The sequence below is a fragment of the Verruconatronum alginivorum genome (genome assembly GCF_056590205.1).
This window is the reverse complement of record NZ_JBWPVQ010000001.1, coordinates 4,172,285-4,191,087: the sequence shown is the minus strand read 5'-3', so window position 1 is coordinate 4,191,087 and position 18,803 is coordinate 4,172,285. Positions and strand designations below refer to the sequence as shown.

12 protein-coding genes are annotated in these 18,803 nt (G+C 58.4%); 10 read left to right on the top strand and 2 right to left on the bottom strand.

What is annotated here, in order from left to right:
- The first annotated feature begins 129 nt into the window (after positions 1 to 129).
- Positions 130 to 1,026 (top strand): mechanosensitive ion channel family protein, encoded by an 897-nt coding sequence (locus tag ACWUI2_RS15035; protein WP_486983670.1) that lies wholly within the window; start codon positions 130 to 132, stop codon positions 1,024 to 1,026.
- Between the two features lie 36 nt (positions 1,027 to 1,062).
- Positions 1,063 to 2,250: an MFS transporter gene (locus tag ACWUI2_RS15030; RefSeq protein ID WP_486983669.1), complete on the top strand. Its 1,188-nt coding sequence runs from the start codon at positions 1,063 to 1,065 to the stop codon at positions 2,248 to 2,250.
- Positions 2,251 to 2,287: 37 nt separating this feature from the next.
- On the opposite strand, the gene ACWUI2_RS15025 is transcribed toward ACWUI2_RS15030, so the two are convergent.
- Positions 2,288 to 3,379 (bottom strand): PocR ligand-binding domain-containing protein, encoded by a 1,092-nt coding sequence (locus ACWUI2_RS15025; RefSeq protein ID WP_486983668.1) that lies wholly within the window; start codon positions 3,377 to 3,379, stop codon positions 2,288 to 2,290.
- Positions 3,380 to 3,463: 84 nt separating this feature from the next.
- On the opposite strand from ACWUI2_RS15025, the gene ACWUI2_RS15020 reads away from it, so the two are divergent.
- From ACWUI2_RS15020 to ACWUI2_RS14985, 8 genes are all read left to right on the top strand, one after another.
- Positions 3,464 to 4,801 (top strand): FAD-dependent oxidoreductase, encoded by a 1,338-nt coding sequence (locus ACWUI2_RS15020; protein WP_486983667.1) that lies wholly within the window; start codon positions 3,464 to 3,466, stop codon positions 4,799 to 4,801.
- A 120-nt stretch (positions 4,802 to 4,921) separates the two neighbouring features.
- Positions 4,922 to 8,260, top strand: a complete 3,339-nt coding sequence (locus ACWUI2_RS15015; protein WP_486983666.1) for a hypothetical protein — start codon at positions 4,922 to 4,924, stop codon at positions 8,258 to 8,260.
- A gap of 244 nt (positions 8,261 to 8,504) precedes the next feature.
- Complete coding sequence (locus ACWUI2_RS15010; protein ID WP_486983665.1) at positions 8,505 to 9,623, top strand: LacI family DNA-binding transcriptional regulator; 1,119 nt, start codon at positions 8,505 to 8,507, stop codon at positions 9,621 to 9,623.
- Positions 9,624 to 9,799: 176 nt separating this feature from the next.
- Positions 9,800 to 10,654 carry a hypothetical protein gene (locus ACWUI2_RS15005; RefSeq protein ID WP_486983664.1) on the top strand — a complete coding sequence of 285 codons (855 nt, stop codon included), beginning with the start codon at positions 9,800 to 9,802 and terminating at the stop codon, positions 10,652 to 10,654.
- A gap of 288 nt (positions 10,655 to 10,942) precedes the next feature.
- Entirely contained in the window at positions 10,943 to 12,778 is a 1,836-nt protein-coding gene (locus ACWUI2_RS15000; protein WP_486983663.1) for a glycoside hydrolase family 2 protein, read from the top strand.
- A gap of 236 nt (positions 12,779 to 13,014) precedes the next feature.
- The gene (locus ACWUI2_RS14995) at positions 13,015 to 14,472 is read left to right on the top strand and encodes a sulfatase family protein (RefSeq protein ID WP_486983662.1); all 1,458 of its coding nucleotides are present in this window, start codon (positions 13,015 to 13,017) and stop codon (positions 14,470 to 14,472) included.
- Positions 14,473 to 14,615: 143 nt separating this feature from the next.
- Complete coding sequence (locus tag ACWUI2_RS14990; protein WP_486983661.1) at positions 14,616 to 15,284, top strand: type II secretion system protein; 669 nt, start codon at positions 14,616 to 14,618, stop codon at positions 15,282 to 15,284.
- A gap of 631 nt (positions 15,285 to 15,915) precedes the next feature.
- On the top strand, positions 15,916 to 16,161 hold the full coding sequence (locus ACWUI2_RS14985) for a DUF4143 domain-containing protein (protein ID WP_486983660.1): 246 nt from the start codon (positions 15,916 to 15,918) through the stop codon (positions 16,159 to 16,161).
- Here the strand turns inward: ACWUI2_RS14985 and ACWUI2_RS14980 are convergent.
- Positions 16,134 to 18,794 (bottom strand): right-handed parallel beta-helix repeat-containing protein, encoded by a 2,661-nt coding sequence (locus tag ACWUI2_RS14980; RefSeq protein ID WP_486983659.1) that lies wholly within the window; start codon positions 18,792 to 18,794, stop codon positions 16,134 to 16,136. The two genes, ACWUI2_RS14985 and ACWUI2_RS14980, sit on opposite strands and share 28 nt — an antisense overlap.
- Positions 18,795 to 18,803: the final 9 nt, after the last annotated feature.

Below are 18,803 nucleotides of genomic sequence, written 5' to 3'. Positions count from 1 at the left end.
CGCCCCGGGGATCGAAATTCTTCGGGTAAAAGTCCCTTCGGCATTCTCCGGTTTCCTGCGTGACAGGAGGCCGCATCTTTCCTATTTAAACAGACAGCCCGGGTGAACCGGAGCCAACCGTTTCGAATTATGGAAGAATTGTTACAAGACCTCGGAAGCTGGATCCTCACCAACGGACCGGCCATCCTGATCATCATCGCCTTGCTGCTTTTCGGCTTGAAGGCTTCCTACCTGGTATCCGGATTTCTCCAACGGATATTCAGCAAGCGGAACGCGGACGATCCGGAAACCCAAAAACGGGCGGCAACCTTGAGCGGCGTGATCCGCAACATCCTGATCGTGGCGATCTTTCTCATCGCCGGAATGATGCTGCTCGATATGTTCGGGGTCGATATCACCCCGATCCTCGCCACCGCCGGGGTTCTCGGTTTGGCCATCGGCTTCGGCGCCCAACACGTCGTCCGCGACATCCTCGCCGGATTTTTTATCCTGCTCGAGGACCAGATCCGCGTGGGCGACGTCGTCGAAATCGCCGGAAAAGGGGGACTCGTCGAACACGTCAATCTCCGGATGACCATCCTGCGGGACCTTGCCGGAAACGTGCATTACGTTCGCAACGGCGAGATCACCGTCGTCACCAACATGACCAAGGATTTCTCACGTTACGTCTTCGATATCGGTGTCGCCTACCGGGAAGATGTCGACGCGGTCATCGAGGTGATGAAACAAGTCGACGAGGAACTTCGCGAGGATCCGAATTTCAAAAACGACATTCTCTCCCCGCTGGAAGTGCTCGGACTCGATCGCTTCGACGATTCGGCCGTCGTGGTCCGCGCCCGGACCACCACCAAACCGATCCAACAATGGCGGGTCGGACGGGAGTTCAACAAGCGGTTAAAAAAGAGGTTCGACGAACTCGATATCGAAATTCCGTTCCCGCACATCACTCTCTACCCGGGGCAGGATAAACAAGGAAGCGCTCCTCCGCTTCACGTGCTCTCGGACTCGGGGAGTGCGAAAAATTAACGCCAGCCAGCCGAGGCGCCGGTATCGCCCGATCGATTGAACGTTCTCCAGCGACAATACTTTCTGGCGTATGGGATCATGGGGTGCCTCATCCCATTCCTCCCGATTTACCTGAAACAGGAACAAGGTTTCCGGGAAGGGCAAATCGGCTTGGTGATGGGGCTCGCGGGGGTGTCGATTCTGTTCACGCCCGTATTGATGACGTGGCTGGCCGACACCCGCTTCGATCCCCGGCGGTTGACGGCGTTGATCTTCGCCCTCAGTGGAACGGCGCTGCTGACGCTGTTCCTCTCCCACGGTTTTTGGATCGCCTTGCTCTTGCTCGCGATCCACAGCCTCGCCTACGCCGGTGTCGTCCCGCTGCACGACGGCATGGCATTCAGCATCCAGCGAAAACAGGAAATCGCCCGGGTCGCCACCGTCCCCTACAACCGGATACGGGTCTTCGGCACGATCGGATTCATCGTCCCGAGCATCATTCTCTATTTCGGCATGGAAGCGGGATGGAACATCTCCGCCATCTTGATTTGCGCCTCGATCTTTTCCGCCCTCGCACTGATCCACGTATTGCGGCTCCCGGATCCCCGGCTCCGACCGCGCGATGACGGCGACGACGCTCAAAGACTCCCGACCGCCTTGGCTTTCCGGCTCCTTTTCCGGCCCCACATGCGGGTGTTCTGCGCCGCCATTTTCCTCTTTTCCCTCGGCTCCGCTTCGATGGGCGTTTTTTACCCGCTCTACCTGGTCGAGATCGTCGGAGCCAAACCGCAGTGGGTCGGACTGATTTTCAACTTCGGGGTTCTTCTCGAGATCTTTTTCATCCTCGGACTCGGCTGGATCCAAGCCCGGCTCGGTCTGCGGAACATCATGATTTGGGGCGCGGCCTGTTTTGTCGCCCAATCCCTGTTGCTCGGACTCTTCCCTTTCGTCTGGATCGCCATCCTGGCGCAGGTGTTTCACGGGATGATCATCCTGGCCCTCTTCATTTCACCGATCATCTACCTCAACCACCAATCCGAAGATCGGTTTCGCAACTCGATCCAGGGAATTTACGCGATGAGCATCATCGGAATCTCCCGGATCATCGGCATCGTCGCCGCCGGACAACTCGCCCAATTCGACCTCCGGCTCGTCCCCTTCGCGGCGGCCGGCCTCGGGATCGCTACCGTCGCGCTCTTCACGTTCAACTTCCGCGAGCACGTCGCGGAGGCAGGACATGGGTGACACCCGCGTTCCCTTAAACCACCGCAAACGTATTCATTCAGCTGTTACGTCGGCCGACTTTTTCGTTGGCCTCGAAACGCTCCAGCATGAAGGCCCTTGGGTAACGCCGGAGAAACTGATGAGGCGTCATCCCCATGAACATCTTGAAAGCTCGTTGCAACGCGCAACCGTCCCCGTAACCGACGACCACCGCCGCCTCCTCGATCGTCAATCGATACCGCTTGATCAGATAGAAAGCAGCGTTGAGGCGGCACTCCAACAGGCATTGCCGGTAAGTCATCCCGGTGACCCGCCGAAATTCCCGACTGAAATGCGACTGGCTCATCCCGACCGCCCGCGAAATCTCCTGGCAAGGCGGAGCTTTATGATAACTGGCTCGAATCAAATCCAGGGATTTCCAAATCCGGCGGTCCTCGTCCGATTGAATCGAGGTGCGAATCCGGTCCAACGCCGGAGTCGGCAATTGCTCGAGACTGATCTTCCCGGAAGGGAGCGACTCGTACGCCTGTTGCATGTGGGCCCAATAATCGCTCTCTCCCTGAAGCGCCACCAATCGCTCGGCCTGCTCCAGATAATCAGCGATCGCTGAGACGACCGGCTGGACCTTGCGAAGATCGGCGGTAGATACCCGCGGCATCTCGTTCGCCGCTTTCTCCAAAGCTTCCTGCTTGTAGCCGTAGGCGGCGCAAAGTTTCTGCAACCGGACCTGAATCGCCCGATTGTTGCCGGCCAACGCCTGCCCGAGGAACACCGCACCCACCTGCGTCCCGCCGGCCCGGACCGGCACGATCAGATCCGTCACCCCCGCGTGACAGGTGTGCAAAATCGGCCCGGCCGCCGTCCCCGCCTTCGCCGTCCGCCAGTTCTCGGTTTTGATACATTTCGCATACGCTTCGGGATTGCTCTTGATGAACTGGCAGTAAGAGCAACTGTGGATCCGCAACCGCCTCGGCACCGTGAGGTTGGGCGATTCGTTAAGAAAGAAATTCAAATCATAGATGCAAATCTGAAGACCGGTCAGCTTCTCCATCACTTTCAGGAAAGCCTCCAATGGCCGGGCTTCGGCGGTTCGGGGATTGTCTTGCGGGGGCGATCCGCCATCGGGGGGAATCGAATCATCTTCTGCCATAATTAACGTCATCAAATGCTATTGTGAGGAAAGAGCAATGCATTTATGATTAGGGCAACAACTATGTCCTTTGCACCCTCTACCGTGAAATTCATTGAGAAAGAGCGAGAGCTTCCGTTGCTGGACCACGCCGATGTCGTGGTCCTGGGGGGCGGCCCCGGTGGCGTCGCCGCCGCGATCGCCGCGGCCCGGACCGGAGCCCGGACAATTCTGGTCGAACGGTTCGGCGCGCTCGGTGGGACTTGGACCAGCGGCCTCCTGAGTTCGATCATGCCGTTCCCCTTCGTCCGCGGTTTGTTTTCCGAAATCCAACAGAATCTCGCGGATGCCGAAGGTTGGTGGCAAAGCCCGACCGAGGATCCCTACGATCCGTCGAGTCCGGCCGCGACCGCGGTGAAGGACACCGCGGGCTTCGGCGGCACCTACGACGCCGAAACGATGAAGGTGGTCCTCGACCGCATGGTGATCGAGGCCGGTGTCATCCCTTACTTTTTCCTCCAGGTGAGCGATGTGTTGCGCGATGGCGATTCCATCACCGGCATCGTCGTCGAATCGAAACAGGGACGCAGCGTCATCACCGGCACCTACTACATCGACAGCAGCGGCGACGGCGATGTCGCTCATGCCGCCAAGGTGCAGACCCGCTACGGGCGCAACGGCGACAACGGCGTCCAACCGATGACGATGATTTTCACCATGGACGGCGTCGACGACGAGGCGGCGGAAGCGGCTTGCGCCCGGGATTTCCGGCTCACTCGGGCCTGGATGGCCGCCAAGACGGCGGGCGAAGTCACCGTGCCGCGCGAAAACGTCCTTTTGAGCCGAATGCCGGTCCGCGGGCGCTGGGTCTTCAACACCACCCGGATCATCGGCAAGAACGGAACCCAAATCAAAGACATCAGCGAAGCGATGATCGAGGGTCGACGCCAGGTCCAGGAGATTGCCCGTTTTCTCCGCAAGCGGGTCCCCGGTTTCGCCTCGGCCCACGTCAGTTCCACCGCGAGCCACATCGGCGTGCGGGAAACCCGGCGCGTCTCCTGCGATTACACCATCACCGGCGAAGACATCACCTCGGGTGTCCGTTTTCCCGACGCCATCGCCCGCGGCAACTGGTACGTCGACATCCACAATCCAAGCGGCGAAGGCACGGAAATCCAATCTCCGCCGGATGGCGAGTTTTACGAAGTCCCTTACCGGAGCGTCTGCGCCAAAGGCGTGCGCAATCTCTTGATAGCCTCCCGGTGCATCGATTCCACCCACGAAGCCCATGCCGCCATCCGGATCACTCCGCAAGTGGTCGCCATCGGCCAGGGAGCGGGGGCGGCGGCCGGTCTTTGCGTCGCCGCCGGGTTGCGCGATTGCCGCGACCTCGATCCGAACGCATTGCGCGAGCATCTGCGCGGGGCCGGCGCCTTCGTCTAATTCCATCTCACTCACCCAACCGATCACCCGCGCCTCCCATGGCGCGCCACGTCGATTTCGGTTCCCGTTTCCCCATCGGAAACGCGTGCCCGAAAACCGGCAAAATCAGTCCAACTACCGATGAAAAAATCCCTCACCTTCCTCACGTTTCTCTCTCTCGGCTTGGCCGGAACGCTGATCACCGGCGCCGCCGAATCCGATTCCCGGCCGATCGACCAGAGACGAATGTTCGATCTCGATTACCGGATGGAGAATTCGATCGATCTGACCGAGACGACTTGGCGGATCCGCCGCGGCGACGATCCGGCTTGGGCCAAGCCCGAAGCCGCCGGGGAAAGAGGCTGGAGTCCGGTGAAAGTGGGCATGGGTCTCGCCGCCCAGGGACATCCGCCCGCCGGTTTCTATTGGTACCGGGTCCGTTTCGACGTCCCCGCCGACTGGGAAAGCGACCGCGACTTCCTGCTCGACCTCGGCCGCATCTCCGTTTTCGACCAGGTCTACCTGAATGGCGAGGAGGTCGGTCATTTCAGCAACCTTCCCCCGGCCGAACCGTCGCACGGAGCCTCGGGAGTTCGTCGCCGGTATCTCGTCGCCCCGTCCCTGGTTCGATTCGGGGAAACCAACGACCTCGCGATTCGCGTCCGCGTCGGTTCCGGCGGAGGCATGTATGATGGTCCTTACCGTTTTTCCTCCCTGGCGAACGAAGTCTCCGTCAATTTCGCGCTCAAAGCTCGGCCGAATACCGCGGACAACGCCTTCAATCGCGATGCTTTTCTTCATTACCTCACCCCTTCCGTCCACCTCAATGAGTTTCTCTACGGCAATCCAATCCGCCTTCATCCGGAAATCGCCGGGCTAAACCAAGCGAAACATGGCGCCGAATACGAGTTGCGGCTCCGCGTGCGGGACGAGGCCGGGGAAACCGTGTTCGAATCAGCGGAATCATTCGCCCTCGCCTACCGCCGGTTCATCTCCCCCCTGCTCACCCTGGACGTTCCCGCCGAGGGCGAATTCGTTTGCGAGGTGGCTTTGGTCGGGGCGAACGGCGACGCGGTCTGGTCAGCCGAACTGCCTTTTACCCGGAAACAACGCCCCGCACGGATCACCCTCCCCGTCGATCGCGAACTCCGCGATCTCCAAGTCTCCTTCAATCAGACTCACCGCATTCACCACGACTCGGTCGGTCATTACGGAGGACGCCGGGTCGACGCCCACGGAGAACTCGATCCCGCCGTCCGCGAAGACGACATCCGAGGATCGCTCACCTTCACTTCCCTGGTGTCTCCAGATTATCCTGACATTCTTTTGTATCAAACCAACGTGCACGCCGCACCTAAATCCTCACCGCGAACCCCCCAGGGAAATCGCTACGACGGATACAACGACCTCTGGCCGATCGGCTACGTTTCCATTGGACAATCCGCCGCGCCACGGACGATCGACGTCGACGCCAACTGGTCCCAACGGCACTACACCCTCCGCTATCCCGACGGCGCCTCCCTTGAATTCACCAACAGCTCCCTCTCCCCCGCCTTCCGCCTGCGCACCGATGAGCCGGAAATCCACCTGTTCAGCAAACTGAGCGAATGGGGAATCGGACAACCTTCTCACCTCGCATTCGCCACCACCGGCGGAGTCCGGATCCGTGATGCCGCCGAAGGATTGAACGGAAACGAAATGAGCGAAAACTGGATACTGGTCTGGTTCAACGGCAGCGAGAACTGGGATTCGTTCGACATGCCTTGGCTCTTTGTCATCCAGCAGCGGCCGGAAAACGTCGCCGCCGGGGAAGATTCCCTGCGGTTCCGATTCGGAGGTCCGGCCGGACATCTTTTCGGCATGCCTCTCTTCGGGGTAAGACTCCCGTTTCCCGGGGAAACCGCCGACTGGCAGCGGCGTCTTCCCACCGACATCGTCCGCTCCACCTCCTTTTGGTCCCGCTCCCTCCTGCACTTCCCGGAATTCGTCGAACGCGATTTCGCGGTCGATTTCGAGAACAACGCACTCACCGTGGAAGACCGCATTCGCTTCTCGCGAATCTCCGATGCCTGGGGAACTTCCCCCACCACCGACGCCCCCCTGTCACCCACGCTGGTCATGTCGGCGATCTCGGGCAACCTCGACATAGATTTCGACCGCCCGATCATCGATCCGGCCCTTCCGACCCTGCATGGTCCCCTGGTCCTCGCCCATCGCTCGGACTCCGTCCGGTTCCAGGTGCGCGACCTGCTCCATTACATGCGCCAGAAGCGAATAGTGACCGACCTCGACGAGGAGGATCCCTCCTTTCAAAACGCCCGCGATTACCTGGAAAAAGCCGTCCGCGCCGCGATCGCCGCCGAACCGCTCGACCTCCATCCATGGCGCCGTTCCATCCGTGGCCGCGGAGTCGTGGCCGGTTATGCCGCTGACGCCACCTCTCATTTCACCCTCGCCCTCCCGTTCCTGTCGGAGGAACTGCAGGAAAAACTCTCGAACATCCTGCTCAACGAACTGCGAGAAAACTTCCTCTTGGCGGGCGTCCCCGACTCCGACGTGGCCCAGCGCCTGCCCGAAGCGTTTCGGAATGAACCGGTGATCACCAAGGTGGTCGATCCCCTCAACGGCCTTGAGATGGCGATGAACGCCCGCGACGCCCGCCGAGGCGGCCTCGACGGAGTCGTGATGGAATCGTTCCGCCTCCACGCCATCTGGCAAATCGCCGACGCCCTCGACGCCTGGGATGAGGTCGAACAGAACTGGCCGTTGATCCGACAGATTTTCAATCTGTTGCCCCATAGCCATGACTGGGCGATCAACCAAAGCTGGGATTTCTTCACCGGCACCCGGATCGGCAACGGCCTCCAGGAAAGCGGCGTTTTCTATGCCGGCCTGCTCGGGGTCGGACGCATGGCCCGGCATTTGAATGAGCCGGAACTCGAGGAATACGCAGCCTATCTGGCGACGATGCAATTGGTTTCCCTGAACGCCGCCGCCACCGGAATCCACTACGTCCGCCGCCACCGCCCATGGAGCGCGGCCAATTCCGAAGCAACCGGCCGGGTCGGCCTGGAGGACGTGGAACTCGCCATGCGGGAACGTTATGTCGAGTTCAATGAATTCGCCGGATCATCCCAGCTGATCATCAACGCCCGCGACGACGTCCAAAACCCGTATTCCTATCTCCTCTGGGGCCTTCCGGTCACCAAGCGTCCCTACCAGGACCTCTGGCCGGAAGCCAACCAGTATTTCTTCGACGCCCCCCGCACCCTCGGCAGCATTCGTCGCCCTTTATTGAACATCGTCGCCTATGTGCGCCACGCGTCCACCGAAGAGGTCCGCCAGGAATTCGAAGAAAGCCTCCTCCCCGCGTATCGAACTTCTCCATACCTGGGCTACACCAACCACCATCCCGACGTGGTCAACATCCGCGTCTTCCTCGAATCCTTCGGAACGGTTGAGTGGAAGGAGACCCGGTAATTAACCGCCGAAGAACCATGGGGCTCCATTCTGATAAGCCTCCCGCGGTGCGGCGTCAGCCCTGTTGGAGTCCCGCATTCATGCGGTCTTCGCCCAGAGGAAAAGACCGCCTAAAGGCGGGACTCCAACAAATCGACCAGATCGAAATAGCGGGAAGTCGGCCAATGCCAATTACAGGTTGACAGTTTACCTTCCGTATGGATCGTTGACGGGAACGCTCACAATCGTTTCACCCGTCACATCCATGTCCGAGCCGTATGTCAGCCAAAGGGAAATTGCCCGAAAGGCCGGGGTTTCCGTATCCGCCGTTTCCCTCGCGCTGCGGAATCATCCAAAAGTCTCCGCCGCGCAACGCGAGGAGATTCAGCGCATCGCCCGTGAAATGGGCTATCGCAGCGATCCGATGGTGGTCCAACTGATGGAACATCTGCGAAAAGCGCGGCCGAAGCGTCAAGTCTCCACTCTCGCCGTGCTGGTTCCCGAAATCAAAAGTAGCCAACTGCCCGGAACCTTTATCAACGAAGTGATCGAAGGCGCCCGGGAACAAGCCAAAGAAGCCGGTTTCGGTCTGGATTTATTCTTTCTGGAAGAGCGGGGAATCACCCCGAAACGACTGCGCAGCATCCTTCTCACCCGGGGCATCAAGGGGATCATGGTCGCTCCCTTCGCGAGTGGTCCCGGCGACATGAAATTCGATTTCTCCGGGTTCTCCGCCGCCACCGCGGGTTACAGCCTCATCGGTCCCCTTCTCCACCGCTCTTGTCCGAATTACCTTCAGATGCTCGATGAGATCCTGGAAGCCGTTCTGGCCCGGGGATATCGGCGAATCGGGCTGGTGCTCCATTACAAGGAGGGAGGCATCGGCCACAAACTCTTCTCCTCTTCCTATCTCTTTTACCAAGCCCATATTCCGGCGGACCAAAGAATCCCGATCCTGCCCAAAGGGCAGATCTCCGAGGCAAGCCTGGCCAGATGGGTATCCGCCTACAAACCGGAGGTCATCGTCGGTCCCGGTTTTATTTTTTCGATGCTCGAAAAGATCAACCTCAAGGTCCCCGACGATCTTGGTTTTGCCAGTCTCGACATTTGCGATCCTCCCAAAGAGGTGGCCGGCGCCAACCACCGCTACCGCCTCGTCGGCAGCGAGACCATTAAACTCCTTTTGTCGCAGATCCACCTGAATCTGACCGGCCTGCCCGAATCGCCCAAAGTGGTCCTGGTCGACAGTCATTTCCGACCCGGCTTCTCCCTGGCCGACGACTTCCGCCCGGCCGATGGCCGCAAACGTCGCTGCCGGCCGCCAAGATTCCGGGAGGATATGCCGCTCAAGGCGGAGACAGACCTGATCGAGGACAAGAGCTGATAGGCCAATTCCCGGTTTTAAGATCAGCATGCCCCGCTTCATCGCGATGCGCCCAGCAGGTCAACTGTCGAGCTGGATGTCGGTTGGATCGGCTCCATTTTTCTTTAAGAGTCGCTTCTGAAGTGCGACCAATCGCTTTTATTTCTTTCAACAGAAACCACAAATAATCAACGGCCATGAAGAACTTACGACTCATCGGATCAATCCTCACTTTCGCGGCGACCGCCGCCACTCTCCAGGGAGCGATTCCCATTACCTCGCAAGGGTTTTCTTACTCCCAGGACTTCAATTCCCTGCCGACCGCCGCCGAAGGGTCGTCCCTCGATTGGACCAATAACAGCACCATTCCCGGATGGTACCAGGGGTATTCCGGCACGACGAAGGTGGAATGGAGTTTTCAAGTGGTTCCCAGCGGCTTCGGAGGTATATCCAGTGGCGGATTCCACACGAATACGTCGGCCCGGTTCTCCAATCTCGGGCATGCCGAATCCACCGACCGCTCCGTCGGTCTTTATCGCGCGAATAGTCTCACCGGATCCGTCGGAGCGGTCTTCCAGAACAACTCCGGGATGACATTGACTGGATTCTCACTCGGCTACACCGGAGAACAATGGCGGCGGGGCGGAGCCGAAGAGACACCGCTCTTCTTCGAATACCAGATTGTCGCCAGTGTCGACGGGCTGAATATCAACTCGGCCCCCCAAAACTGGACCCGGGTCGATGCTCTTCAGTTCAACAGTCCGAACTCCGTTGGCGGAGCTGTGGACCTGGATGGAAAACATGCCAATAACCGCACGGTCATCGACCCGGTCACCATCATGGCAACCATCCAGGAGGGTGAGTTCCTCGTAACCCGCTGGTACCAGGCACGCGTCAACTCGGCCGGAGACCCTAGCACCATCTACCACGTGCTTGCGATTGACAACGTATCGATGACCGTGATTCCCGAACCGTCCCATTACGTCGGAGCCTTGGGATCGCTTGGCTTGCTTCTGGCGATCGCGCGCCGCCGGAGGTTGATGAGACGATAATCACCCGCCCGCCACTCGCCGGGAAAGCCATGAAACTTCAATTAGGTTTTCGCGCGAAGCGCTTTGGAGTGCGGTGCGTCCCCGCACCGCTTTCGAACGGCCAACGACATCCGCACGCCCGGCAGCCATCCGACGACCGAAGCTCTTCCGCACGCTCGAAAGCTCCGCGAGGACGCGGAGCACTCCAAAGAGGCTCCGCCTCGAGAACCAGTTTCATTCCATTATATTCACCGGGCGCAGCCCGGATTTTCTCTTCCATGAACACCCAGACAACGGATAACTAATCAAATGAAACAATTGTTACTCATCGCTCTTCTACTGAAATCCGCCTTGGTGGCATACGGAGATCCGGAGACCATCCTCGATCTGACCGGCCCGTGGCACTTTGCCCTCGATCCTGTGGAACATGGCGAAAAGACCGCCTGGCATGCGCCCATTGAGGAATGGGACGGCGCCCGCCCCCATCCGGCGGAACGATGGGATGAGGCAAATGTCCCCCATGACTTCCTGACGGATCCGCGTTATGGATACACCGGCACCGCCTGGTACCGGAGATCGGTCCATGTTCCGGCCGAGGTGGATGAGAACCTGACCTGGCGGTTGCGGTTCACCACGGTCTTTCAGCGCTGCCGGGTCTGGGTAAATGGCACGTTGGTCGGCGAGCACGAGGGTGGCTATACACCCTTCGAGTTCAACGTAACCGAACAACTCGAACGAGGACGCTATAATTTTATCGTGGTGGAGGTAAACAACGACGTCCGTTTCCGCGCTCTACCGGGAGCCCGGACCCCCACCATCGGCCGCGAGGGCTGGCCGAATTCGAAAATGTATGCCTGGCTCAACTACGGAGGAATCCTCGGGGATGTTCACTTGACCGGACACAGCCCTGTTTACATCCGCAGACAGGCGGTCCGCACCGAGCTAAGCGAAACCATGGAGACGGCGTCGATTGAGATTCTGGTTACGGTCCAGAATGACACCGCCGAAGAGATCCGGGCCGTAGTGGCGGTCGACGCCGGAGACGATTTGCTGAATCTGCGTCAGGAAGTGTCGATTGGCGCGGGAAGCGAACAGACGGTCCGCCTTCACGGGGAGGTTCCGCAGGATGCCGAATGGGCATTGTGGGAACTTGATAATCCTGTTCTCTACTCCGTCACGGCACGCGTTGACAGCGATGCCGGTCAACATAGGCTCGAAGACCGTTTTGGCATTCGCAAAATCGAAACCCGCGACGGTCGCTTGTACCTCAACGGAGAAGTGGTCAGGCTCCCCGGAGCCAACCGCACCAAGGGACACCCCGTCCACGGCGGGCGTGACCCGGCTGAGCTGATCGCTCACGACCTGACACTCATGAAAGCGGCCAATCTCCGCTTTACCCGGATTCAGCACACACCGCCGAGCAAGAGCCTTCTGCGCTGGGCCGACGAGCACGGCTTCCTCCTTATTCTCGAAATTGCGATGTGGGGCTACACCGCGCCCGACCAGGCCTCGCGGGAATTGCGCGAGCAATTCCAGTTCGAAATGAAACAAATGATCCAGGCCGCCGCCAACCATCCCAGCGTCATCGGCTGGAGTCTCGGCAACGAATACGAATCGTGGCTTCCAGAAGGTGTTGCCTGGACCCGCGACATGGCGGAGTTTGTCCGGGAGATCGATCCGACTCGTTTGGTGACATTCAACACCCTCGGAACCGCCTTGCGCGAGATAAAGGAGGGGCGGGACGACCCCGACGCGGAACATGCCTTCGACCACGTCGACATCATCACCCTCAGCTCCTATTTCGCACCCGCCGACCTTCCGGACTTCGTCGATCCGGTCAATGAGCGCTGGCCGGAAAAGCCGGTGTTTTTGGGCGAATACGGACGCCGGGCGGACCAGTTCGAGGAAAAGGATCGCATCGCTCATTTCGAGGAGGTTTTTGCCTTTGTCAGGGAGCGGCCCTGGATCTGCGGTTTTTCGTATTGGGCATTCAATGACTACCAAAGTCGATATGCAGGCAGTGGACCGGATGGATACCGCCGCTGGGGTTTGGTGGATGAGTACCGAACTCCCCGCAGCCTTTTCTTCCACATGATGCAAAGTTTTCGGCAGCAGGAGTGGATGACTTCCCATCCTTCCCGGTAACAACAACTCCATCCGGCAGCCATGGCTCTGAAGTCCATCGCCCGAATCGAATTACCGCCGGGCCGGGCGGTGCGAATCGCCGGAACGATCACCTGCGGCTTCAGTACGCCATCCGCCGCTCAGGGAGCCGATCACGGTTTTGGAACTGAACCTGCCGTTGCGGAATGAATTCGGAGTGCGTCATTTGGATTGCCGCGATGGCCGCAACCTCGCCTGGTAAACGGAGGGAGCTTACGATGAAACGATTAAAAACGATACTCACCCCCCGGCTGTTCCCCTGGCTGACAGCCGGAGCTCTTCTGTGGCCGGCCGGGCAGATTCACGCGGGAGAACCGGAACCTGACGATTTCCGCCCCAATATCCTATGGATCGTCGCTGAGGATACCAATGACTGGATGGGGTGCTACGGCGACGAACTCGCCCGCACTCCGTCCATCGATCGATTGGCGGACACGGGAGTCCGTTTCAACCGGGCCTACATGACGGCTGGAGTCTGCTCTCCGGCCCGTTCGGCGTTGATTACCGGCATGTATCAGACGTCCATCAACGCCCATCACCACCGCAGTTCCCGCTTCCACGAGGACCCGACGCTCTGGGCGCCCAATTATCTGGGAGTGAAGACGATCACCGAACTGTTCCGGCAGGCCGGATATTACACCTTCAATTCGGGCTCGCAAAAGGATGACTACAATTTCGTTTGGGATCCGGATGCGATCTACGACCAACACCGCCGCCCCCTCGGCTTCAACGGAGCGGTGGATGGCTTCGAGTGGTCCGGCCGTCCGGAAGGAAAACCGTTCTTCGGCCAGATCCAGTTGTTGGGCGACAAACACCCGCGCGGAGAGATCCCACAAGTCACCGACCGGGCCGCCGTCGACGTGCCGCCTTATTATCCCGATCACCCGGTGATTCGGGAATGGATCGCCCATCATTACGATACCATCCATGAGACCGACCGTGAAGTTGCGGAAATCTTTCGGCGGCTGGAAGAGGACGACCTGTTGCGGAACACCGTCATCATCTTCTTCAGCGACCATGGAATGACGTTGCCGCGACACAAACAATTCCTCTACGAAGGCGGGATCCGAGTGCCGATGCTCGTTGCGGGACCCGGAGTCCCGAAAGGCGAGGTTCGCGACGATCTGGTTAGCGGCATCGACATCGGGCCGACATCGCTGACCCTGGCTGGTATTGCTGTGCCCCCCCACATGCACGGGATGGATATCTTCGACGAGACTTTCCACAGGGAGTATGTGATCGCGGCACGCGACCGGTGCGGAATCGCCATCGATCGCATTCGATCCGTGACCACCGCACGCTTCAAGTATCTCCGTAACTTCATGACGGACCGTCCCTGGATGCAGCCTCAATATCGCGATGTCTTCGATTACACCCAAGTGATGCGAAAGCTGCATGTGGAAGGAAAACTGAATGAAACCCAGGCTCGCTTCATGAGCGACGAGCGTCCGGCCGAAGAACTTTACGACCTGGAAGCGGACCCTCACGAAACCAATAACCTGGTCCACGATCCAAAATACGCGAAAGAACTGGCCCGCCATCGCATGATCCTGGCGAAATGGAAAGTGGAAACCCCCGACCTTGGGCAATATCCAGAACATCCCAACGAGTTGCGGGCCATTCTTCAGCGCGGCGGCGACCGAGCCGTAAACCCCGAATTCGATGAATTGAGATGACCGGATTCCTGTCAACTGTGTACCCACTAATCATTTGTCTCGGAGGAAACTTCCGGGTCATATTCTTATAAATCCAAACGCCCAGCTTCCAATGATGTTCAGGTGTCCCGTATCGCCGCTGGGCGCGCAACCATAAGCCAATCATGAAAACTCCTCCACGTCACCTTCTTAGCCCAACCTCGCGCCGAGGTTTCACCCTTATTGAATTGCTCACCGTCATTGCCATCATCGGGATTCTCGCGGCGATATTGATCCCGGTCGTCGGGAAAGTCCGGGAGAGCGCGCGCCGGGCCGGATGTACCTCCAACATCCGGCAACTCGGTTTGGCCCATATATTGATCGCCCAGGATTACAATAACGATCGCTTCATGGATCCCGGGCTCAACCACCCAAACCACCTCCGAGATCACAATGGCTATTCCGACCTTATCATCAATCACTTCGAATTGCCGAGAGATGTCTTTTACTGCCCCGGCAACCCTTCCTGGAACCGGGACGATTTATGGTTTCGCACCGATCCCTTGCGCCCCGTTATCGGCTATTTGATCATCGCCGGAAACCCGCGTATGACCTTTCCGGATGATCCACGACACGACTACCCGACCACTACCTACGGAGAATTCCAACGCCAGGAAATCGTCGTCGATATCACCAGTGAATCCAGCGGCGGTTTTGAGGCCCGGAGCGGACATGCGCCCCGCAACGTTCCCCAAGGCGGAAACATCGTGAGAGTGGACGGCTCGGTCGAATGGCGGCCGTTCGACGAAATGGAAGCACAGCAGTCGATAGGGGGGTTTACTTACTTCTGGTAAGCTGATCAAATAACCTCCGATCAACTCAAACAGATCGCCCTCCAGGCCTCCGATCGGTCCGGCCTCGCTGCAAGGATCATAGCCAGAGGGGATCCGAAAAGGGTTTCGGGCGTTCGCTTGGTTGGAACAGCGGTGCAGACGATACACCCCATCCGCGGCGCGGCAAAGCGCGCCAGCGCGACGACGGCCATGCTCGCGCATGGTCCCCTCTCAAGAGGGGAACTGCTTACAAAAAGACCCCCTTCTATGAAACTACACTGTTCATGCGGGTTGGAGGGCGATCAGGTTTTCGCGCGAAGCGCTTTGGAGTGCGGTGCGGGGACGCACCGCTTCGAATGGTCAGCTGACAGCCGCGCGCCCGGCAGCCATTCGACGACCGAAGCTCTTCCGCCCGCTCGAAAGCTCCGCGGGGACGCGGAGCACTCCAAAGAGGCTCCGCCTCGGAAACCAAGTTTCATTCTATGTTGTTCCCCGGGCGCAGTCCGGATTTTTGCTCTTGAGAGGGGGGCTTACCGCTCGCTAGAGCGGTGGGGTGTGTTTCCGGCCGGGCCGGTCGTCGCTGACAGTGTGACTGCGGGGATTTGCATAGTCAGCGGCGCGAACGAGCCAGTACGAGGTTTCAGTTATCGGGGTGCGGGGTGCAGGACGAAGATTTTTATCCCGACACCCTGGTTGTGTAATTTCAAAGTGCTACTTGGATTTTTCACAAAATGACTGGCTTTCAATTCTGGAAGCTTCTTTTGTGATTTTTCTGCTGTCTCCTTATCATCGAAATTTCGGCAAGCGCCTTGTTAAGAGCTTGAAGATTTTCCGATCTTCGTCATCAGGGCCGCGGTACCGGATTCAGGCTCAATCCCCCGTCCCGCTATCAATGTAAATATCGTTGGTTGACCCGGGATCGACGACCACCGTATTGCTCACATTCCGGAATGTGTTTGCGGAAATATGGACGTTCTGCGCGTTGCGAATTTGAATCGCAGCCACTGCCGGGTTGTATTCAATATCCTCGAACACATTTCCAATGATCGTGATATTACGATTGTAGGGCTCATTCGTAAAAGCCGGGTGTTGCTCAAAGGTCGTAATCATACCGTGGTTTCGCCCGTATTTGCTGACCCAGTTTGAAGCGCTGAAATGGTTGTTGCGAATGAGGATGTTTTCTCCAAAAGCACCCGTATTGAGACTTGTTGGCCCAATTCCGATCGCATTGTAGGTGTTGTTGTGGAACCGGCATTCCTCCACCGTCAAATTGGAGTTTTCCCACACGATCGCCGTGCCAACGTTTCCTTCGAAGGTGGAATTGCGGATAACGGCATGGTCCCAGGTCGGCGGACTGATCAAGGTGCCGACTTGGACGGAACTCGGGATTTCCTGGTCAAACTCAAGCAAAAACCTTTTTTCCCCTCTGGGGCTCAGGACCTCCAGGGCGACCACCTCCATTTTGAACGGTTCTTCACCAGTCCAAAAATCGATCTGGTCACCGACCTGAAAAAAGGTCTCCGCGTTGCCCACCGTGCTATACACGCATTCGAGACTGTTGCCATTCACCTCAACCACGGTCACAAAATTGACCCGGCTCACAAAGGGGTCCCAACGCACGCCTTTGACATACAGATTGTCGACCAGGAGTTCCCCCCGAGGGTTGGAGATATGGATCGCATCGCGAGGACCGACGGCGAGGGAATTGCCCTCCGGTTCAATCCGAACATCGGTGATGGTGATATCCCTCGTATCGTAAGCCTTCATGGACAGGGTAATGGAATTGTAAATACGTAAGTTACGCAGGTCCAGACCATCAATCGTATTGAACGCGAGGGTAAATCCCGCCGTTGTTTGCACGGCAAAGTGCCACGAAATACCATCGCCCGGCTCGACGAGATCCACAAATGGCATGTTGCGTATGGAGTAAATGATCCGTTCTTCGTCCTCCACCCGATGCCACAGGTTCTCGAAGTAAGGTTCCTGCATATTAAGGGTTAATGGTGGAACCGGGAGCAGTTCCCGCGTCTCCAAGTCCCACGCGTTGGCGGAATAACACCTCATCCCCTCGAAATGGGGCAGCCCCGGTAGGATCTCCACCCGCACCTCCTGATCTTCGGGTATCACCTCGACGACCTCTCCGGATGTCGAAAACCTGGGATTGAGGTCAAACACCAGGTTCTCCAACGTCAAATTCCGGCTATTCCGGGCATCCAGATGCCTGACTCCGAAGTTATTCCGCAAAGGAAGGTTCAATTCCAGGACGGTTGCGGGCGCCCCTGTGGAATCGGACTGCCCCCGCAACGCCAGTTCATTCACACTGTTGATAATCAGCGTAGGGGATTCTTCATCCTCCCGGTATTTCAAATGATAGACTCCCGCCTCGAATTCCACCACCGTCGCCCCGGTGGCGCGGGCATGCTGGATCGCTGCGTTAATCGCCGCCGCGTCACAGTTTCCGTCATCGGGGACCGCACCGAAATCCCTCACCGACAAAACCATTTCCTCTTGTTGAACTACCAGCCGGTAAAATCCACGAACACCTTCGTCAAACGGAAACCGGGCCTCGTACTGGTCCTCGCCGAGCGCCGTCGTGGTTACGCCCGGTCGCTCACGCCATTCCCCGGCAATCAAATCGTCCCGATGCTCAATCACGTGCTCGCGATCGGCAAACGGCGAACGGAAAGTCAACACGAGGTCATCCTGTTCATTCCTCGAAAAAGAGATGATCCGCAGTTCCCCGGCCTGAGACGGCTCAGGAACCAGGCTCATCGATACATTGTCGATGGCAAGCATGTGATAGACCGTCACAAGGTCGCCATCGGTATTCCTGCGGTCCTGATGCCAACGAACCACCAGAAACTCTCCCTCCGGGATCGCGGTCATGATCTGGACCGGAGCAATCACCCGGCGATGAGCGGCATGCTTCCCATCCAGGTTCAAAACCCCGCCATCGAACCTCGGACTGTCGAACCGGAGCGCATCGACCCGCTTCCAGTTTTCGGACGCCGAGTCGATGTCGAGACCATTCAGACTGGGAACAACCTGGTATTCGAAGTAGAGTGATGTCTTTTCGGTTCCACCCCGGCGCCATTGCTCGCCTGTGTAGCCGACCGCAAATCCAGGCAGCGTCATTCCGGAATTGTTTTGGAAGACCACCCCGACGGAGCCGGTGTGACTGAAAGCACGGTAGAGTCCCAGGGAACGGTCGGTGGAGTCGGCATGTCCTATATTGGCGAAACGTGCCGAAGTATTCGTATTGACCCCGCCACTGCTGACGAGTCCTGCCCCGTCCGGCACGACCTGAAAGCTCCATTCCGTCTGCGAGGTCGCACTGCCCTGATATCGCTGATACCATCCGGGAATGGTGCTGTTGTCGGTCCAATCGAGAGAGGCTCCTTCCCCACCCGTTGGCAGCGAATTGAAATTCTGCGAGTAGGAAAATTCGTCGGAGGTGATCGATATGGCTGCCTGAACAGTGACGGCAATCGTCAAGACCAGGATTGCAATAAGGGTTCGCAAGGATTTCATCGCGGTGGA

Bases quoted from the DNA above. Each gene is read 5' to 3' on its own strand.
- ACWUI2_RS15035 (WP_486983670.1), top strand. From the start codon at position 130: ATGGAAGAATTGTTACAAGACCTCGGAAGCTGGATCCTCACCAACGGA.
- ACWUI2_RS15025 (WP_486983668.1), bottom strand. From the start codon at position 3,379: ATGGCAGAAGATGATTCGATTCCCCCCGATGGCGGATCGCCCCCGCAA.
- ACWUI2_RS15015 (WP_486983666.1), top strand. From the start codon at position 4,922: ATGAAAAAATCCCTCACCTTCCTCACGTTTCTCTCTCTCGGCTTGGCC.
- ACWUI2_RS15010 (WP_486983665.1), top strand. From the start codon at position 8,505: ATGTCCGAGCCGTATGTCAGCCAAAGGGAAATTGCCCGAAAGGCCGGG.
- ACWUI2_RS15005 (WP_486983664.1), top strand. From the start codon at position 9,800: ATGAAGAACTTACGACTCATCGGATCAATCCTCACTTTCGCGGCGACC.
- ACWUI2_RS15000 (WP_486983663.1), top strand. From the start codon at position 10,943: ATGAAACAATTGTTACTCATCGCTCTTCTACTGAAATCCGCCTTGGTG.
- ACWUI2_RS14995 (WP_486983662.1), top strand. From the start codon at position 13,015: ATGAAACGATTAAAAACGATACTCACCCCCCGGCTGTTCCCCTGGCTG.
- ACWUI2_RS14990 (WP_486983661.1), top strand. From the start codon at position 14,616: ATGAAAACTCCTCCACGTCACCTTCTTAGCCCAACCTCGCGCCGAGGT.
- ACWUI2_RS14980 (WP_486983659.1), bottom strand. From the start codon at position 18,794: ATGAAATCCTTGCGAACCCTTATTGCAATCCTGGTCTTGACGATTGCC.